This is a genomic window from Pseudomonas syringae (genome assembly GCF_021606685.1).
GTDB classification, from domain to species: Bacteria; Pseudomonadota; Gammaproteobacteria; order Pseudomonadales; family Pseudomonadaceae; genus Aquipseudomonas; species Aquipseudomonas syringae_R.
Genome location: NZ_WKCB01000014.1, coordinates 1 through 16,194, shown reverse-complemented (window position 1 = coordinate 16,194; position 16,194 = coordinate 1). Strand labels below are relative to the sequence as shown.

19 protein-coding genes and 2 pseudogenes are annotated in these 16,194 nt (G+C 60.8%); 11 read left to right on the top strand and 10 right to left on the bottom strand.

All coding sequences use genetic code 11. The annotated features are described in order from the left end of the window. Window positions 1-143 precede the first annotated feature (143 nt). Both GIW02_RS08240 and GIW02_RS08235 read left to right on the top strand, forming a co-directional pair. Entirely contained in the window at window positions 144-2,063 is a 1,920-nt protein-coding gene (locus tag GIW02_RS08240) for a sigma 54-interacting transcriptional regulator (protein ID WP_236413271.1), read from the top strand. 227 nt (window positions 2,064-2,290) lie between these two features. Further along, window positions 2,291-2,620: a DHCW motif cupin fold protein gene (locus tag GIW02_RS08235; protein ID WP_236413273.1), complete on the top strand. Its 330-nt coding sequence runs from the start codon at window positions 2,291-2,293 to the stop codon at window positions 2,618-2,620. A 302-nt stretch (window positions 2,621-2,922) separates the two neighbouring features. Here the strand turns inward: GIW02_RS08235 and GIW02_RS08230 are convergent, their stop codons facing one another. Together GIW02_RS08230 and GIW02_RS08225 are read right to left on the bottom strand one after the other, a co-directional pair. Beyond that, window positions 2,923-3,390, bottom strand: coding sequence for a copper chaperone PCu(A)C (locus GIW02_RS08230; RefSeq protein ID WP_236413275.1), 468 nt, complete (start codon window positions 3,388-3,390; stop codon window positions 2,923-2,925). After that, complete coding sequence (locus GIW02_RS08225) at window positions 3,390-3,995, bottom strand: SCO family protein (protein WP_236413277.1); 606 nt, start codon at window positions 3,993-3,995, stop codon at window positions 3,390-3,392. Before GIW02_RS08225 ends, GIW02_RS08230 begins: the two co-directional genes overlap by 1 nt. Before the next feature lie 194 nt (window positions 3,996-4,189). Here GIW02_RS08225 and GIW02_RS08220 point away from each other — a divergent pair, with 194 nt between their 5' ends. The 3 genes from GIW02_RS08220 (at window position 4,190) to GIW02_RS08210 (ending at window position 7,032) form a co-directional block, all read left to right on the top strand. Then, complete coding sequence (locus GIW02_RS08220; protein WP_236421823.1) at window positions 4,190-4,573, top strand: DUF2946 domain-containing protein; 384 nt, start codon at window positions 4,190-4,192, stop codon at window positions 4,571-4,573. Between the two features lie 62 nt (window positions 4,574-4,635). After that, window positions 4,636-5,181 (top strand): putative natural product biosynthesis protein, encoded by a 546-nt coding sequence (locus GIW02_RS08215; RefSeq protein ID WP_236413281.1) that lies wholly within the window; start codon window positions 4,636-4,638, stop codon window positions 5,179-5,181. 231 nt (window positions 5,182-5,412) lie between these two features. Then, on the top strand, window positions 5,413-7,032 hold the full coding sequence (locus GIW02_RS08210) for a methyl-accepting chemotaxis protein (protein WP_236413283.1): 1,620 nt from the start codon (window positions 5,413-5,415) through the stop codon (window positions 7,030-7,032). Window positions 7,033-7,115: 83 nt separating this feature from the next. Here GIW02_RS08210 and GIW02_RS08205 read toward each other — a convergent pair whose 3' ends face one another. The 4 genes and pseudogenes from GIW02_RS08205 to GIW02_RS08190 form a co-directional block, all read right to left on the bottom strand. Beyond that, window positions 7,116-7,400 carry a hypothetical protein gene (locus GIW02_RS08205; RefSeq protein WP_236413285.1) on the bottom strand — a complete coding sequence of 95 codons (285 nt, stop codon included), beginning with the start codon at window positions 7,398-7,400 and terminating at the stop codon, window positions 7,116-7,118. Window positions 7,401-7,465: 65 nt separating this feature from the next. Next, window positions 7,466-7,579, bottom strand: a pseudogene (locus tag GIW02_RS08200) (KGG domain-containing protein); the annotation flags it as partial. Window positions 7,580-7,750: 171 nt separating this feature from the next. Next, window positions 7,751-8,227, bottom strand: coding sequence for a hemerythrin domain-containing protein (locus GIW02_RS08195; protein WP_236413287.1), 477 nt, complete (start codon window positions 8,225-8,227; stop codon window positions 7,751-7,753). A gap of 189 nt (window positions 8,228-8,416) precedes the next feature. After that, complete coding sequence (locus GIW02_RS08190) at window positions 8,417-8,974, bottom strand: ATP-dependent Clp protease proteolytic subunit (protein WP_236413289.1); 558 nt, start codon at window positions 8,972-8,974, stop codon at window positions 8,417-8,419. A gap of 134 nt (window positions 8,975-9,108) precedes the next feature. On the opposite strand from GIW02_RS08190, the gene GIW02_RS08185 reads away from it, so the two are divergent. Next, on the top strand, window positions 9,109-9,315 hold the full coding sequence (locus GIW02_RS08185; RefSeq protein ID WP_236413291.1) for a PLD nuclease N-terminal domain-containing protein: 207 nt from the start codon (window positions 9,109-9,111) through the stop codon (window positions 9,313-9,315). Between the two features lie 58 nt (window positions 9,316-9,373). Here GIW02_RS08185 and GIW02_RS08180 read toward each other — a convergent pair whose 3' ends face one another. Continuing rightward, a complete protein-coding gene (locus tag GIW02_RS08180) occupies window positions 9,374-9,934 on the bottom strand; it encodes a type 1 glutamine amidotransferase domain-containing protein (RefSeq protein WP_236413293.1) in 561 nt (186 codons plus the stop codon). Between the two features lie 214 nt (window positions 9,935-10,148). On the opposite strand from GIW02_RS08180, the gene GIW02_RS08175 reads away from it, so the two are divergent. Then, the gene (locus GIW02_RS08175) at window positions 10,149-10,373 is read left to right on the top strand and encodes a hypothetical protein (protein WP_236413295.1); all 225 of its coding nucleotides are present in this window, start codon (window positions 10,149-10,151) and stop codon (window positions 10,371-10,373) included. Window positions 10,374-10,375: 2 nt separating this feature from the next. Beyond that, window positions 10,376-10,810, top strand: a complete 435-nt coding sequence (locus GIW02_RS08170; protein WP_236413297.1) for a DNA methylase — start codon at window positions 10,376-10,378, stop codon at window positions 10,808-10,810. 194 nt (window positions 10,811-11,004) lie between these two features. Here GIW02_RS08170 and GIW02_RS08165 read toward each other — a convergent pair whose 3' ends face one another. Further along, a complete protein-coding gene (locus GIW02_RS08165; RefSeq protein ID WP_236419432.1) occupies window positions 11,005-11,790 on the bottom strand; it encodes a DeoR/GlpR family DNA-binding transcription regulator in 786 nt (261 codons plus the stop codon). A 121-nt stretch (window positions 11,791-11,911) separates the two neighbouring features. Between GIW02_RS08165 and GIW02_RS08160 the strand changes: the two genes are divergently transcribed. Beyond that, window positions 11,912-13,072, top strand: coding sequence for an alpha-hydroxy acid oxidase (locus GIW02_RS08160; protein WP_236419434.1), 1,161 nt, complete (start codon window positions 11,912-11,914; stop codon window positions 13,070-13,072). Window positions 13,073-13,262: 190 nt separating this feature from the next. Here GIW02_RS08160 and GIW02_RS08155 read toward each other — a convergent pair whose 3' ends face one another. Further along, a complete protein-coding gene (locus GIW02_RS08155) occupies window positions 13,263-14,189 on the bottom strand; it encodes an alpha/beta hydrolase (protein ID WP_236419435.1) in 927 nt (308 codons plus the stop codon). Between the two features lie 162 nt (window positions 14,190-14,351). On the opposite strand from GIW02_RS08155, the gene GIW02_RS08150 reads away from it, so the two are divergent. Both GIW02_RS08150 and GIW02_RS08145 read left to right on the top strand, forming a co-directional pair. Beyond that, a complete protein-coding gene (locus GIW02_RS08150; protein ID WP_236419437.1) occupies window positions 14,352-15,197 on the top strand; it encodes an SDR family oxidoreductase in 846 nt (281 codons plus the stop codon). A 32-nt stretch (window positions 15,198-15,229) separates the two neighbouring features. Beyond that, window positions 15,230-15,817 carry an NUDIX domain-containing protein gene (locus GIW02_RS08145; RefSeq protein ID WP_236419439.1) on the top strand — a complete coding sequence of 196 codons (588 nt, stop codon included), beginning with the start codon at window positions 15,230-15,232 and terminating at the stop codon, window positions 15,815-15,817. Window positions 15,818-15,824: 7 nt separating this feature from the next. Here GIW02_RS08145 and GIW02_RS08140 read toward each other — a convergent pair. Continuing rightward, window positions 15,825-16,194, bottom strand: a pseudogene (locus GIW02_RS08140) (hypothetical protein); the annotation flags it as partial.

Here is a 16,194-nt window from a genome sequence, read left to right as displayed (position 1 = left end):
AGCAAGGCCTGTGCCAGATAAAAATAGTCATTTAAAACAAATGGATAGGTTTGATAACGGACTGATGGTGAATACCGCGTCCTTTCAAAAAATTTCAGCTTGAAATAGTCTGAAATCCCTGTTCGTGCTTTCGAGAGCTCGCCATGCAAGGCACCATTGCCGTTATTTCCCCCTCCAGCACCCTGACTGCTGTGATGCACGGCATCCTCAAACAGCGCGGGTTGGCCCTGGTGGTCATCGAAGCGGCGCAGCACGACGCCACGCTCAAGGCGCAGCAACTGATCGACAGCGGCGTCAGCGTGATCATCAGCCGTGGCCGCACCGCCAGCGTATTGCGCGAGCAGTTGCGCGTGCCCATCGTTGAGGTCAAGCACACGTTTTTCGACTGCATCAATGCCTATCACAAGGCGCAGCAGGTATCGGCCAACGTGGCCTTCCTCGCCACCTCCGAGGGCTACGCGACCATCCTTGAGAAAGCCCGGCCGTTCATGCCGCAGGTATCGATCTGCCTGATCGACCCGCTGGGCAGCAACCAGGCTACCCAAGTGCAGTTGGATCGCTTGCAGGCCGAGGGCATCGAGGTGGCAATCGGCGGCCTGTCGCTGCGCGACGCGGTAATCGCGCGGGGCATGCGCTACATCATGTCCGAGGCGGACCCGGATGCGGCCGATGAGGCCGTCGATGAGGCGCTGCACTTGTTGCAAATCGAGGAGGAACGTCGGCTCAAGCGCGTTGAATTGCAGACCCGCTACGAGATGATCCAGTCGATCCTCAATTGCGTGTCTGAGGGCATTTTCAGTGTCGACAGCCAGCGCACTGTCACCAATATGAACAGCGTGGCGACGGCGTACCTGGGTAGCGTGCACATCGGCGATAGCATTGACGGCCTGCTGGCCCAGGACTATTTCAGCCAGGTGCTCGGCAGCGGCCGCCCGGTGCGCGGTGCGCTGATCACCCTGGGGCGCCTGTCGCTGACGTTGAGCATCGCGCCGATCACCCTGGACGACCAGGTGATCGGCGCTGTGGCTACCCTGCAAAACCAGACCGAAATCACCGCCATCGAGCGCAAGATGCGCCGCCAGCTGGCGCGTCAGCACCTGGCGGAAAAAACCTTCGAGCACATCATCGGCAGCAGCCCGGCGCTGGCCAAGGCCAAGCGTCTGGCCCTGACCTACGCAGCGGTGGACAGCACGGTGATGATCGAAGGTGAAACCGGCACCGGCAAGGAGCTGTTCGCCCAGAGCATCCACAACGCCTCGCGCCGCAAGCACGGCCCGTTTGTGGCGATCAACTGCGCGGCCTTTGCGCCGGGTGTGCTGGAGAGCGAGCTGTTCGGCTACGTCAAAGGCGCCTTCACCGGCGCGCTCAACGAGGGCAAGGCCGGGGTGTTCGAACTCGCGCACACCGGCACGATCTTCCTCGACGAAATCAACGAAACCTCCACCGATATCCAGGTCAAGCTGCTGCGCACCCTGCAGGAGCGCAAGGTGGTGCGCATCGGCGATGACAAGGTCACGCCTATTGATATTCGCATCATCACCGCCAGCAACAAAAACCTCGAACACCAGGTGGCCCAGGGGCGGTTTCGTGAAGACTTCTACTACCGTATCTGTGTGCTCAAACTGCACCTGCCGGCCCTGCGCGAACGCCGTGCCGACATCCCCGAACTGGTGCGCCACCTGCTGCGCAGCCTGCCCATGGCTACGCCCGAGCCGGGTGAGGCGCTGCTGCTGCGCCTGAGTGGGTATGCCTGGCCGGGCAATATCCGGCAGTTGGGCAATATCGTCGAACGCCTGGCGGTGATGAGCCAGGACCGGGGCTTTGACGAGCCGTGGCTGGAGGATGTGCTGGAAGATCTTTGCAGCCCGGCGCCGGTTGCAGAGGGCGCGCCGCTGCAGAGTGAACTGGCGCTGCTGCATGACGCGCTCGCCAGCGTGCGCGGCAACCGCGAAGAGGCGGCCCGGCGTTTGCAGATCAGCACCACGACGTTGTGGCGGCGGATGAAAAAGTACATGGACCAAGACCCCGGTTGTTTTGACAGCGCACGCTATCCCCGGGCCTAAGTTAAACCCCTGTGGGAGCTGTCGAGCTGGAGCGAGGCTGCGATGGGGCCGGCACAGCTGGCATTTTCATTGCCTGACCCGCCGCTTTCGCAGCCTCGCTAAAGCTCGACAGCGCCCACGGCTGTTTACTGTTGAGTCTGTATCTCGCAAAAGCGGGAGATCTGTATCTATCGCAAGGCGGGATGTGGTGGTTAATGTCGGGGGAATCCTTCACCTACGAGCCGCCCATGGATCTCACCGCTGTCCCCTTTGTTACCACCGACTGGTCCACCCTCGAGCCGGTGGTGTACCCCGGCATTACCGGCAGCGCCCTATGGCGTACCTGCCACTTCGGCACCACCCGGGTGCGCATGGTTGAATACACCCCGGGCTACCTGGCCGATCATTGGTGCTGGCGTGGGCATGTGCTGCTGTGTCTGGAAGGCGAGTTGCACACTGAGCTGGAGGACGGCCGCCACTTCACCCTGACGGCCGGGATGAGTTACCAGGTGGGAGATGACATGGAAGGGCATCGGTCTTCGACGCGTGGCGGCGCAAAGCTGTTTATTGTGGACTGAGTCGTTTCAGTCGCTGCCCAGCTTGAGTTTGTCGCCTGTATTGGTAGATGGCGCTGCATCAAGAGCCGATAGCGTTGATTGTGAAGTACGTTAGGGGCTATTGGTTGTGGTCGGCCTTTTGCAGTTCGCGGGCTAATGCGGTTTGGGGCTGCTTCGCAGCCCAACGCGGGCAAGCCCGCTCGCCACACAAGCCCGTTCGGCCATACAAGCCCGCTTGGCCACACAAGCCCGCTTGCCACAGAAACTTGCTGGCCACAAGAAGCTTGCCTGACACCTGAGCGCCAGCCAGGTAAGGCCGCCGGTTAGTGCATGTGGCTGTGGTCTACGCCATCCAGGCCACGCGCGGCGGCCTTGACTTCAATCGCTTGTTTCTCGCCCTTGGCGTTTTCTACGGTCAGCGTCAGCGGCACCTGGTCGCCTTCCTTGATCTGGCCGGTCAGGCCCATGAGCATCACGTGATAGCCGTTCGGGTCGAGCTTGACGGCTTTGCCGGCGGGCAGGGCCACCGAGTCCACCGGGCCCATGCGCATCACGTCGTCTTTCATGCTCATTTCATGGATCTGCACGTCCTTGGCGACCGGCGAGGCCACGCTCAGCAGTTTGCTGTCGCTGTCGGCGGTGAGGGTCATGAAGGCGCCGCTGGACGGCTGGCCCGGCACCGAGGCACGTACCCATGCGTCGGTCACTTGCACCTGGGCACTGGCGTGGGCAGCAAGGCCCAGCAGGCCGAGGCCGATTAGGGTGCGTTTGAGGTGTTGAACGGCAGTCATCAGCAGACCTCCATGACGGTGAGCAGGTCTTCTGCGCACTCTTTAGCGTTAAGGGATGCCTGCAAACCCAGGCGCAGGTTGCCACGGGTGTCGAAGACAAAACTGGTGGCGGTGTGGGACAGGGTGTAGGTGTCGCCGGCGGGGATCTTTTCATAAAAGATCCCGAATTCCTTGGCGGCCACGGCGATTTCTTCCGGGGTGCCGTACAGCGCTTCGAAGCTGGGGTCGAAGGCCTTGACGTACTTGTCGAGAATCTCGGGCGTGTCGCGTTCCGGGTCGAGGGTGATGAATATCACCTGCATGATCTCGCCGTCGCGGCCCATCAGCTTCTTGGCCTGGGCGGCGCGCGCCAGGGTGGTCGGGCACACGGCCGGGCACTGGGTGAAGCCGAAGAACACCACCGGCATCAGGCCACGGTAGGAACTGAGGGTGACGGTCTCGCCCTCGGTGTTCTTGAGCTTGAAGGTGCGGCCCATGATCTTGTCGCTCAAGTCCTTGCCGTACTTGAAGTTCAATTTCGGGCTGTTGTCACAACCGGCCAGCAGGCCCAGACCCAACAGGCTCATGCCGGTCAGGACCTTGCGGCGGGTGAATAACGTACTCATCAACTGTGCATCCTGTGAAACGCCTGCATTGCTGTGGGTCTACACGTCAGGCTGTGAAAAGCAGGCATTGAAAAGAAGAAACGAGCAGGGCGCCAAGTCTACCAACCCTGGGGAGTGTGCGTAATCTGCGACGTTCTGCCACAGGTGCGCGTCGCGCTTCATCCTGGTGCAGCTCTGGTGGTAGAGTCGCCGCCATGAAATCGAGCCCCTCCGACCGTTCGCTGATCGTCTGGACCCTGTACTTCTGCGTGCTGATGAACCTGTTCGTGTGCGGTTTGGGCCATGGTCAGATGATGGGCCAGCAGCTCAACGGCATCGGCGGTGCGTTCTGTTCGGTGGACGGCCAGCAGGCGCCAGTTTCCGACAAAGGGTTGGGCAGCTCGTCTTCCAGCAACATCTCGAACTACTTTGCCTGCCCAGTGTGCAGCGCCGTCACCGTCGCTTTGGTGTTCCTGATCGGTCTTGCCTGGCTGCTGAGCCTTGGGCAAACGCCACGCCCGGCCCATGAGCGGCGCAACAAGGCGCCGCCGCGTTATTCCTGGCCCTCGGCCAACCCCCGCGCTTCGCCCGCTTTCTGACGTGTGCCTTGGGCCTCCTGTGACCAGGGGGCGTTCTATCGTCACGACTGAGAGTGCGTTTGATGAACCACCCATTGCCTGCAGGCGCGAGCCGCCTGGTGAGCAAGGCGTCCCGTCGCCTGCGCGCAGAACCTGCGCGGCCTGACTACCCAAGTAATGCGCGCTGTTTTGTGCGCCTGGATGCACGGCTGTTGCCGTATTGGCACAGCGTGTTCGATATCTGCCCGGCGCTGCTCAAGCTCGACCCGCCCGAGGGCCTGAACCTGTTTCGCAGTTTCATGACCTGGGCCTATCGCAACCGGCCACCGCAGGACTGGACCTACCACCTGAACATTTGCCGCTGGCTGCTTGGCTCGGTCTACGCCACGCAGATCGACGACGAGCCGATTGACGCCTTCATGGCGGCAGCCGCTGCGCGTTGGGTCAACACGGATGACAGCCCGGCCCAGGGCGTGGTCCTGGCCTGGCAAGGCGCGACCGTGTTCGACTGGAAAGGGCCTGCATTGAGCGCCGCCGAGCATCCGGCCTTGCCGGCGCCTCAAGGGGACTTCGCCTGGTGTGCGTTGAGTGCCCAGGGGGAATTTGGCGGCTGGTTGCCGGTGCCCTGAAAACACCACAGCGGCTCAAGGACGAGCCGCGCCTGATCACCCTCGCCAGCATCCCACCCCCTGCTTGCCGTTTCGGCACACGCCTTGCTACCAGAAGAAGCGAGCTGCGTGCAGGCGCCTGTTCCGCACCTGTGCAGGGTGAGCGTGAAGCCCCCGCCTGCAGCCAATTGCCTGTGTTGGTTTTTATCGATGCTGCCCATGGTGGGCAGGTATTCATCAAGGAATTTCAGAATGAAGCAACTGACCACCGCACAACGCATTGTCATCGGCTTTGCCATCGCGCCGTTGGCGCTGGTCGGCCTGGTGTTTTACGCCCTGCATGACCTGGCGACCCTCAAGCAGCAATCCGAACAGATCGTGCAACAGGACTGGCCGAAAATTGCACCGATCATGGTGATCGCCACGGGCGTGCGCGATAACGGCCGCAACACCCGCGACCTGCTGATCGACCAGGATAACCAGCAGGCCCAGGCGTCCATCGGCACCACGCGCGAGCGCATCACCCAGGCTTTCGCCACCCTCGAGCCGTTGCTCGATACCGCCGAAGGCAAGGCGGCCTATGCCACCTTGAAAACCCATCGCGAAGCCTACGTAGCAGCTTTCACCCAAGTGCAGGGGCTGATCAGGCAGGGCGCCCGCGAGCAAGGCCTGGCGCAACTCAAACAGCAGGTGATGCCGGCCGAGCTTGAAGTGTTCAAGAGCCTGGATGCGTTGATGGCCATGCAAGGGCGGCTATTCGCCGAACGCCAGCAGGCGGCGCAAACCCTTTACGACGAGGCCCGGCGCACCATGCTCGGCTTGTTCGGGTTATGCCTGGCGCTGGTAGTGACCGCCGCAGTGCTCGTTACGCGCAGCGTCACGCGCCCGCTCGGTGGTGAGCCGGACGAGGTGGCGCGGGTGTTGAGCCATATCGCCCAGGGTGACCTGTCCATCGAGGTGCCGCTGGGCAACAGTGCCGACGGCAGCGTGATGCGCAACCTGCACCAGATGCAGCAAAGCCTTAACCAGATGGTCCGACAAATCGCCGCGTCGGTGGACGGCGTGGCCAGCTCGTCGGAGCAATTAAGCGCGGTCAGTAGCCAGACCAGCAGCAGCTTGCAGCTGCAGGGCCAGGAGATCGAACAGGCGGCCACGGCGGTGAATGAAATGACCGCCGCCGTGGACGAAGTGGCGCGCAATGCCGTGAGCACCAGCGAAGCCTCGCGCCTGTCGGAGCAGACCGCCCAGCGCGGGCGCGACCAAGTGCAGGAAACCGTGACCTCGATCAACACCCTGGCCAACGGCGTGGTGGAAACCTCGGAGCGTATCCAGCAGCTCGCCGGTCGCGTGCACGACATCAGTGGGGTGCTCGAAGTGATCCGCAGCATCGCCGACCAGACCAACCTGCTGGCCCTTAACGCCGCTATCGAAGCCGCGCGCGCCGGGGAGGCCGGCCGCGGGTTCGCCGTGGTTGCGGATGAGGTGCGCGCGCTGGCCCATCGCACCCAGGTGTCGACCCAAGAGATCGAGCAAATGATCGGCAATATCCGCCAGGACACCGAGCAGGCGGTGGCCGCCATGCACAGCAGCAGTGAGCGGGTGCAGACCACCTTGAGCGTGGCACGGCGCTCCGGTGAAGCGCTGGAGGAAATTACCCGGTCGATCTCGCAGATCAACGAGCGCAATTTGATGATCGCCAGCGCCACTGAAGAGCAGGCATTGGTCGCGCGGGAAGTTGACCGCAACCTGGTGGGGATTCGTACCTTGTCGCAGCAGGTGTTGCAGGGCGCGATCCACACCGAGACGGCCGGGCATGACTTGGCGGGAATGGCCGGGGCGTTGCATCAGACCGTGGCACGCTTCAAGGTCTGAGCAAAGTCGCCTGCACCGCCTGGGGGCGTGACCGTTTGGGCCATGGGCTGAAACGGTGCGCACCATCGGTTGGCGATTAATCCTCAACTGCCTGAGCGGGGTGTTGACTGGCTGTCTTTGTGGGTGTCGCTGTCGACAGGCTTGGCGGGTTTAGGCGGCTGCTTGTCGGTGTCCTGGGTTTTTTTGTCGCTGTCGGCAGGGCTTGTCGGGTAGGTGCCTGGTGGCAGGGCGGAACCGGCAGCGTTGTCGCCACTCAAGGCATTCGCCGTGGGTGCTGTGTTGTCGCCAAACGCGGCCAGGGCGGGGCCGCAGAGCAGGGCCGAGAGGCCGACGATAAGTACAATCCTGTGGGAAATTCTGGTCTTCATGACGCAATCCCCTTGCAGTGAACAAAGCTGGAACCCGGAAAATCCGGGCTCCAGTGTTGCTTCAATCAAGACTTCTTGCCGCCGCCGCCGGAGCTGTGCGCCCCGCCTTTTTTACCGGCTTCGGAAGCCTTTGCACGGTCATTGGCAACGTTGCCGCCGGAGCCTTGACCGCCGCTTTTCTTCTGCATGTCAGGCTTGGCTTTACCGCCTGCGCCTGGGGTGGTTTTTCCGCTGGTAGCCATTTTCAAAACCCTCATCAATGAGTGAGTGAATCAATGGTGTCGCCTAATTGGGAATCCACAATCGAAAGCAAAGTTTGAAAAACTTCGTCGGCATGCGACGAGTGGCCGTTACGCCGCGAGCGGCTTGGCGCTCAGGGATTTTTTATGCGCGGCTTTCATGGCTTCCATTTCAGCGCCCAGCTCTTCGAGAACGGCCTTGCCCAACAGCTTTCTGGCCTGAGGAAACATCTCGGTTTCTTCCTCTTCGATATGGTGTTCAAGGAGTTCCTTGACCACTTTTACGCGCCCGGAAAACTCGGTGGTGGAAGGCTCGGTCTGCTTGAGGTCGGGCAGCACCAGAGCGTCGACAGTGCGGTGCTCTTCCTTGGCTTCGTGGTACATGATGTCCTGCTCCTTGCCCCCGGCTTTGCGGAAGGCCGGGTAAAGAATCTCTTCTTCGAGCTTGGTGTGCAGGCTGATTTCCATCTCGAGTTTGGCCAGCAGTTCAGTGCGTTTCTTGACGCCGCGCTCGGTGGACTCGCTCAGTTGGGTCAGCAGCGCCTTGACGCGTTCGTGGTCAGCCTTGAGAAGGTCGATGGCATTCATGGTGAAACCTCACGGATAGCACTCGGGCGGGTCGAAATGCACGCCTCGTCCGGTAGGTATTGCATCAGTTGTACCAAGTTGAACGAATGAATAAATTTTCTATTTATCAATGAGTTGGACGGTATTCGCAGCTATGGCTGTCGTGCAGCTTGCATGGTCGGGCGATTCGCGGGTTGCATTACGCCGCCCCTAGCCGCCGCTGACCTTCCAATGCTTGATGTCTTCGGCGAACACTACCTGCCTGACCTCATGGGCAATCCCGTAGGCCAGGGAGTCATGGGCGGCGATGACCTTTTCTTCGGCCGACAGGCACTTGAAAATGTCCAGTTGAGTGTCCGCCTGCCGGGTTTCCTGTTCATAGATGTTCACGTAGCGCGCCAGGTCGTTGTCCAGGCTCGACAGGTATTCGCGCAGGCGCTGGTGGTCCACCGAGCTTTGGTTGAAATACCAGTTCATCGGGTGGATCAGATAGCGTGAATGCGGCGTGGTAATGCGTCGGTGGGCGGCGAGGAACATGATGATGCCCATGGATTCGATATTGCCCGCGTTGATCGCGCACAACGGCACCGGCAGCGACTTGAGGAAGGTGTAGAGGGTAAAGCCCAGGTTGGTGCTGCCGCCGGTGGTCGACAGGTTCAGCAGCAACGAACTGGCGCCTTCGCCGATCGCATCCAGGCAGCAATCGCGAAAGCGCTCGGTGCTGCCCTGGTCGATCGGGCAATGAAAATGGATAACGTGCTCGGTCATCCTGAACCTCCACTGGGCAATGCAAGAGGGGTGACAACGCTTGAGTTTAGAACGTGGTGCAGAGTGTGCTGCAAATCGGATGGAACCCTCGGGCCAGATGCTTGACCTAACGCATAGACCTCAGGAGGTGAACCATGGAAATAAACTATATCTGGATCGCATTGGCGGTGATTCTGCTGCTGTTGGAATTGTGGGCGATCAATACCGTATTGCGCAGCACCGGTGGCTGGGAGTCCAAGGGGTTGTGGCTGGTGATCCTGATTTTCGTGCCGTTGTTCGGGCTGATCGCGTGGGCCATGTTCGGGCCAAAACGGGAGATGCCGGACCAGCGTAAAACCTAAGAAGCATTCATAAAAAAGCAGGCGCCCATGGGCGCCTGCTTGCGTTAAGGCCGTTTCATCAACCCGCAACGGCGTTGGCAATCGCGTCATTGAAGGCCGGCAGATCGTCTGGTGTACGCGAGGTGATCAGCGTCCAGCCATTGGCCTTGCATTCCTTGACTTGCGCATCGACCCAGCCGGCGGCACCGGCGTTTTCCAGGTCGATGCGCACGCTTTTGTAGGAGGTCAGGGTCTTGCCCTGGATCACGCCCGCATCGATCAGCGCCCAAGGCCCGTGGCAGATGGCAGCCACGGTTTTACCGGCCTTGACGAAGTCATTAATCAGCCGCAGCGCCGCCGCGTCCTGGCGCAGGGTGTCGGCGTTGACGGTGCCGCCGGGGATGACCAGGGCATCGAAATCGCTGCTCACGACGTCCGACAGTTGAATGTCGGATTCTACGGTTATGTCCTTTTCAGTGTCGCCGACAAAGGTCTGCGTCGTGCCGCCTGTGCTGGAGCCATGAGTCACCTGGGCGCCATGGGCACGCAACGCTTCCAGCGGTTTGACCAGTTCATCGCGCTCGATGCCGGTGTTGGAAGTGATGATCAGGATGCGTTTGCCGTTGAGTTTCGAACTCATGATTGAGTGTCTCCCGATGGGTGGATTGAAGAACTGATAGGGCAAATCGATATGAGGAGTGGAGCGAGTTGGGGTGGCAAAGGTTTAAATTAATTTGCGCTTTTTTCTCCAGCGGTGCGGCGTGGCAATTTCCTTGAACTATCAATAGTTGGCGGCCTCTGCTGAACAGGCGTCTGCATTTTTTGCAGGCCTTCAACTGCCAGGAGAATGCACCATGACCGACCACAAACCGGCCGACAAAACCCCAGACCCCATCAGCTCCGAACAGGCGCAAAAAGGCACCGACAAAGCCGCCAAGGGTGAGACTCTGGAGCGCCCGAATCCCAACACTGAAACCGTCGACAAAGTGCTCACTCCCACGTCGATCAAGGACACCGAGCGCCAGACCGACGCCATCAACGAACAGGCCGCCAAGGCCGAGCGCAAGCTGGGCCACTGAACATGGCCAGGGCGATTTCAGCGTCTGAATTGGGCATTGACCTTACGCCTGAGGATGACGCTGGCTTGTTCAAGTGGCTGGTCGCCAGTTTCCTGATGGGCAAGCGCATCCAGGCGCCCATTGCGGCGCAGGCGTACAAGGTGATCGTCGAGGAGCAGGGCCGTGACACGCCGCGCAAGCTGCAGCATTGCACGTCCCACGAGTTGGTTTCGATGCTCGGGCGCGCGCATTACGTGCGCTACGACGAGTCCACTGCACAACGCCTGCTCGACCTCAGCGCCAAGCTCAACGCTGAGTACGGCGGCAAGATCACTCAGATGCGCGGTGCCAGCGAAGACCGTCAGGCGTTCGAAAAACGCCTGGCGGAATTCGACGGCATAGGGCCCAAGACCATTGAGATTTTCATGCGCGATGCGGCGAAGGTGCTGTCGCTATAGGCGCCTTCATGAATCGGCAATCTGCCTTAAATGTGGCGAGCGGGCTTGCCCGCGTTGGGCTGCGAAGCGGCCCCAAAACTGGCCATCGCGGTTTAGCTCGGTGTGCTGCGGTGGCAGAGGGGGGCGCTACGCACCCCAACGCGGGCAAGCCCGCTCGCCACCTTGCCACCTCGCCACAAAGGCCCGAGTTGCGCTTACTCCACCTCTACCTGTAGGACTTCCAGCCCTAGTCGTTCATAGGCTTCGACGCTGGGTGCATGCCACTCGGTGATCAGTGTGTGAATGCGGTTGCACGGCGCCACCACAAACGGCTCCACCGCGCCAAGCTTGTCCGCCATGGTTACTGCTACCACGTGGGACGCGCTGTCGAGCAAGGCTTGCTTGACCGCCACCTCATCAAAATGCAGCGAGCTCATGCCTACCTGCGGATGCAATGCGCACACGCCGGTGAACAACAGGTCGGCCTTGATGCTCTGGATCAGGCGCACGGCGTCGTGGCCGCTGGTGGAGAGTGTCGCGGGGTTGAGCTGGCCGCCGGCGAGGATCACTTTGACGTCGGGGTGATCGGCCAGGGCGATGGCAATCATTGGGGAGGGCGTGACCACCGTGAGGCGGATCGAGCGCGACAGTGACTGGGCAATCTGCAGCGTGGTGGAGCCGGAATCGAACAGCACAATCTGGCCATCCTCCACTCGCTCGGCCGCCAGTTGCGCAAGGCGGCGCTTGGCGTCACTGGTTTCGCCGACGCGGGTGAAAAAGTCTTTGCCGGTGTCCTTGGGCCGGGGCAGGGCACCGCCGTGCACGCGCTGTAAAAGTCCGGCTGCGGCAAGTTCGCCGAGGTCGCGGCGGATGGTGTCCTGGGACACCGCAAAGTGTTCCACCAGTTCTGCGGCAGTGACTTTGCCATCGCGTTCCAGCAGCAGCAAAATCTTCTGTTTGCGCAGCGAAGGCAGGTCGATAGCGTGATGAGTGGTATGCATGTTTGTGCGTTTATTTGCGGGTTTGTGCGAGGTTAGCCTTCCGTTGATGTAAACGCAATGGCTGGTTGCGCAGCCGATGGGCGGTTACTCTCTGTGCTCAGTTCAGGGAGAGGTGACCTAGATGTCGTTGATTACAACCATCGAAGATTTACGCAAGCTGGCGCAAAAACGTGTCCCACGGATGTTCTACGATTACGCCGATTCCGGCTCCTGGACTGAGAGCACTTACCGCGCCAACGAAAGCGATTTCGCGCACATCAAATTCCGCCAGCGGGTGGCGCGCAATATCGACGAGCGCTCGATTCGCGCGAGCATGATCGGCCAAGACATGGCCATGCCCGTCGCCCTGGCTCCCACCGGCCTGGCGGGTATGCAGCATGCGGATGGCGAGATTCTCACTGCGCGTGCCGCAGCAAAATTCGGCCTGCGCTATACCTTGTCGACCATGAGCATCTGCTCCCTGGAAGACATCGCTGAACACGTCGGCCAACCGTTCTGGTTCCAGCTGTATGTGATGCGCGACCGCACCTTCATCGAGCAATTGATCGAGCGCGCCAAGGCTGCCGGCGTGGATGCCCTGGTGTTGACCCTGGACCTGCAGATTCTTGGGCAGCGGCACAAGGACCTGATCAACGGCCTGTCAGCGCCGCCGCGGCTGACCCTGCCGAATATTCTCAACATGGCCACCAAGCCGCGCTGGGTGATGGGCATGCTCGGCACCAAACGCCATGGCTTCGGCAACATCGTCGGGCATGTGAAGGGCGTGGCAGACATGAGTTCGCTGTCGTCATGGACCGCCCAGCAGTTCGATCCGCGCCTGAGCTGGGACGATGTGGAGTGGATCAAAAAGTGCTGGGGCGGCAAGCTGATCATCAAGGGCATCCTCGATGTGGAGGACGCACGCCTGGCGGCGAATGCCGGTGCCGATGCATTGGTGGTGAGTAACCACGGCGGTCGTCAGCTGGATGGTGCACCGTCTAGCATTAGCCAGTTGCCGGCGATTGTGCAGGCGGTGGGCGAACGCATTGAAGTGTGGCTGGACGGCGGCATTCGTTCCGGCCAGGACGTGCTCAAGGCAATGGCACTAGGGGCAAAAGGCACCATGATCGGCCGGCCGCATTTGTATGGTCTGGGTGCAATGGGTGAACCCGGAGTGACCAAGGCGCTCGAGATCATCGCCAGAGAGTTGGACGTGTCGATGGCGCTGTGTGGCTATAACGATATACGCGATGTAAATCGCGAAATTTTGTTGCCCGGTACATTTCCCGAAAACCTTTACTGAGAAAAAAATCGTAAAAAAATAAAAAGAGTTGTCCACGGAAACCGTGGGTATCTCTGTGGATAACTTTGCAGGACCCCGGCGGGTATGGCGATTTGAGCCAAGGTTAATATTTGATCAATCGGCGGCGAGGGCCAGCATGGGCAGGGTTTGCGCTTGACAGGCAAGCGCGAACCCAGTGCCGAAAAGCAATTTATGAGTCGCCGTTGCGGCCTGTGGAGTGCGTCACAACCCGTGCCGGCATCTGTACTCGCATCAGGTTGTCCAGCGCCTGGCCATAATTGCGACCTGCCAGGCTCATGCTGTTGTTATGGGTCGCGCCGGGCACCAGCAGTAACCGTTTGGGCTCCCGTGCGGCTTCGAACAGCTGCTGGCTGAAACGCGGTGGCACGTACTGGTCGGCAAGCCCGTGAACCACCAGTAACGGCATATGCACGTCGGCAATCTTGTCGATGGAATCGAATTTCTGTGACAGCAACCAACGCACCGGCAACGAAGTATTGGCCACCGCCGTGGCCACATCCGCCAGGGACGTGAAGGTGGACTCGATCACCAGCCCGCGCACCGGCAGCGGTGTCTGCTTGCCCAGCTCGGCCGCCAGGTCAATGGCCACCGCGCCACCGAGCGAGTGCCCATAGATCAGGCGCTTGCTCGGGTCGGGTTGCAGGATCTGAAAGCGTTCCCAGGCAATACGCGCGTCTTCGTACACGGTGGTTTCCGACGGCAGATCGCCGTGGCTTTGGCCGAAACCACGGTAGTCGATGGCCAGCACCGAGTAGCCCAGCGCGTGCAATTGCTCGATGCGAAACAGCTGCCCGGTGAGGTTCCAGCGCACGCCATGCAGGTAGAGAATCGCCGGCGCGTCCTTTTTGTCTGCCGGGTACCACCAACCATGAATGTTCTGCCCCGATTTGAAACTGGCCGGCTTGAGTTCGAATTCCTGCACGGCTTTGGGCAAGCCGCTGTACCAGCTGGCGGTGCCGGGCTCGATACGGAACACCAGCTCGCGCTCTTTGTGCTGCAGTACGGCGCAACCCACCGGCAGGCCGACGATCAGGAGCGCCATGCACAACATGGGAAACCAGCGCAGGCTCAGGCGAGACAGAAAACGTGAAGGCATGAAGGTTCCAGGTCAAAGGTGAAGCAGGGGTTTTACCAGATGGCCCGCGCAGACAGGAATTAATTCGACGGCCACCCACGGCGATTGCTTGCAAAGTGTTACAGCATTGAACAACCCGTGCTCCGGTTGTTAGGGTGGGCAGCCAGACAGGAGAGCAAGCACATGGATTTCACAGGTAAAACCGCGATTGTCACCGGTGGTGCGCGTGGCTTGGGGCTCAGCTATGCACGGGCACTGGCCGTGGCGGGCGCCCGAGTGGTGATCAGCGATATCGGCGCCGACAGCGCCGGGGCCGGCAATGACGCCTCGGTGGTTGAGACGGCGGCCAAGGCGTTGCAGGCCGATGGACTGGCAGTGCTCGGGCACAGCGGTGACCTGTCCACGGATGAAGGCTGCCGGCAACTGATCGCGTATGCCATCGAGGCGTTCGGGCAGCTCGATATCCTGATTCACAATGCCGGTTGGGTCGGCTACCAGAACATTGAAGACCTTGATGCCGCGTTCCTGCAGCGCGCCATGGACATCAACCTGTACGCGCCGCTGTGGCTGTGCAAGCACGCCTGGCCGCACCTGCTGCGCTCAGCCGCGCCGCGCATCATCCTCACCACCTCCGACCGGGCCCTGTACGCGCAGTACGAGCAAACCGGGCTGGTGGCCTATAGCGCCGGCAAGATGGCGCAACTGGGGATCATGAACGCGCTGAGCCATGAGGGCGCGCAGGCCGGAGTCCGGGTCAATGCCATTTCGCCAGTGGCCAAGACGCGCATGTGGGGCGTGACCGACGAACCGGACGAACTCAAGCCGGAGTGGGTGACGCCGGGAGTGATGTTCCTCGCCAGTTCGCAGTGCGAGGACACGGGCTACATCCTGCGCGCCAGCAACGGCCAATTTACCGCAACGCGCTTCACCGAAAACCCCGGTGTGGATTACCCGCGCAATCTGGCACGAATCAAGGCACGCAACGCGCAAGAGGTCGCAGCGCAGTGGCCGCGCATCAAACAAGCGTGAACCCGATCATTCCTTTGAGCACACGACCGACCATGGACAACAGCCCCGTTCGCATCACCGCCGAGCAAACCCTCTCGGACAACTGGTATCTGCTGAAAAAATACAGCTTCGACCTGCGCCGCCGCGACGGCAGTTGGCAAGCCCAGACCCGTGAGGTGTACGACCGCGGCAACGGCGCGACCATCCTGCTGTACAACCGTGAGCAGCGCACGGTGTTGCTGATTCGCCAGTTCCGCATGCCCACCTTCGTCAACGACTACCCCGGCTACCTGATCGAAGCAGCGGCCGGGTTGCTGGACAATGCCAGCCCCGAGGAGCGCATTCGCCTGGAGGCCGAGGAAGAAACCGGCTATCGCGTAGGGCACGTAGAGAAAATCTATGCGGCGTTCATGAGCCCAGGCTCGGTGACTGAGCGGATCCACTTCTTTATCGGCGAATACCAAGCGGGGGACCGCGTGGGCAACGGCGGCGGCCTGGAGTCAGAGGGCGAGGACATCGAGGTGCTTGAACTGGGCTTTGAGCAGGTAGTGGCGATGGTGCAAAGCGGAGAAATTGTGGATGGCAAGACCATCATGCTGGTGCAGCATTTGGAGTTGCGGATGTTGAAAGAGGGGTGGTGAAGCGTCAGCTTGCATTGGGGTAGAAGCTGACCCGGTACTTCTGGTTGCGATCACACTCGGTGATTTCCAGAATGCCGCTGGGCCCGATGGTTTTATGGATCGGCTCACCCAGCGGGCCGCCGCTCGGGTCGATGCATTGCAGCATCACAGGCGTATTGCCGATAGGCACAAACCGCGAACTCTGGAACATATGCACCAGGGTCAACGTTCCGTCAGCTTTGCACTGCGCGGTGGTGCTGCTGGGAAACAGCGAGCGGTTGATCGGCGCTACAAGCTCAACCTCGTCACCGACCTTGAATACCTGCTCGATATCCAGCGCCGAAAAGCTGAAAAAACTCTCCGCCCAGGTTTCGTAGCTATTGAGGCAGCGCTTGAAG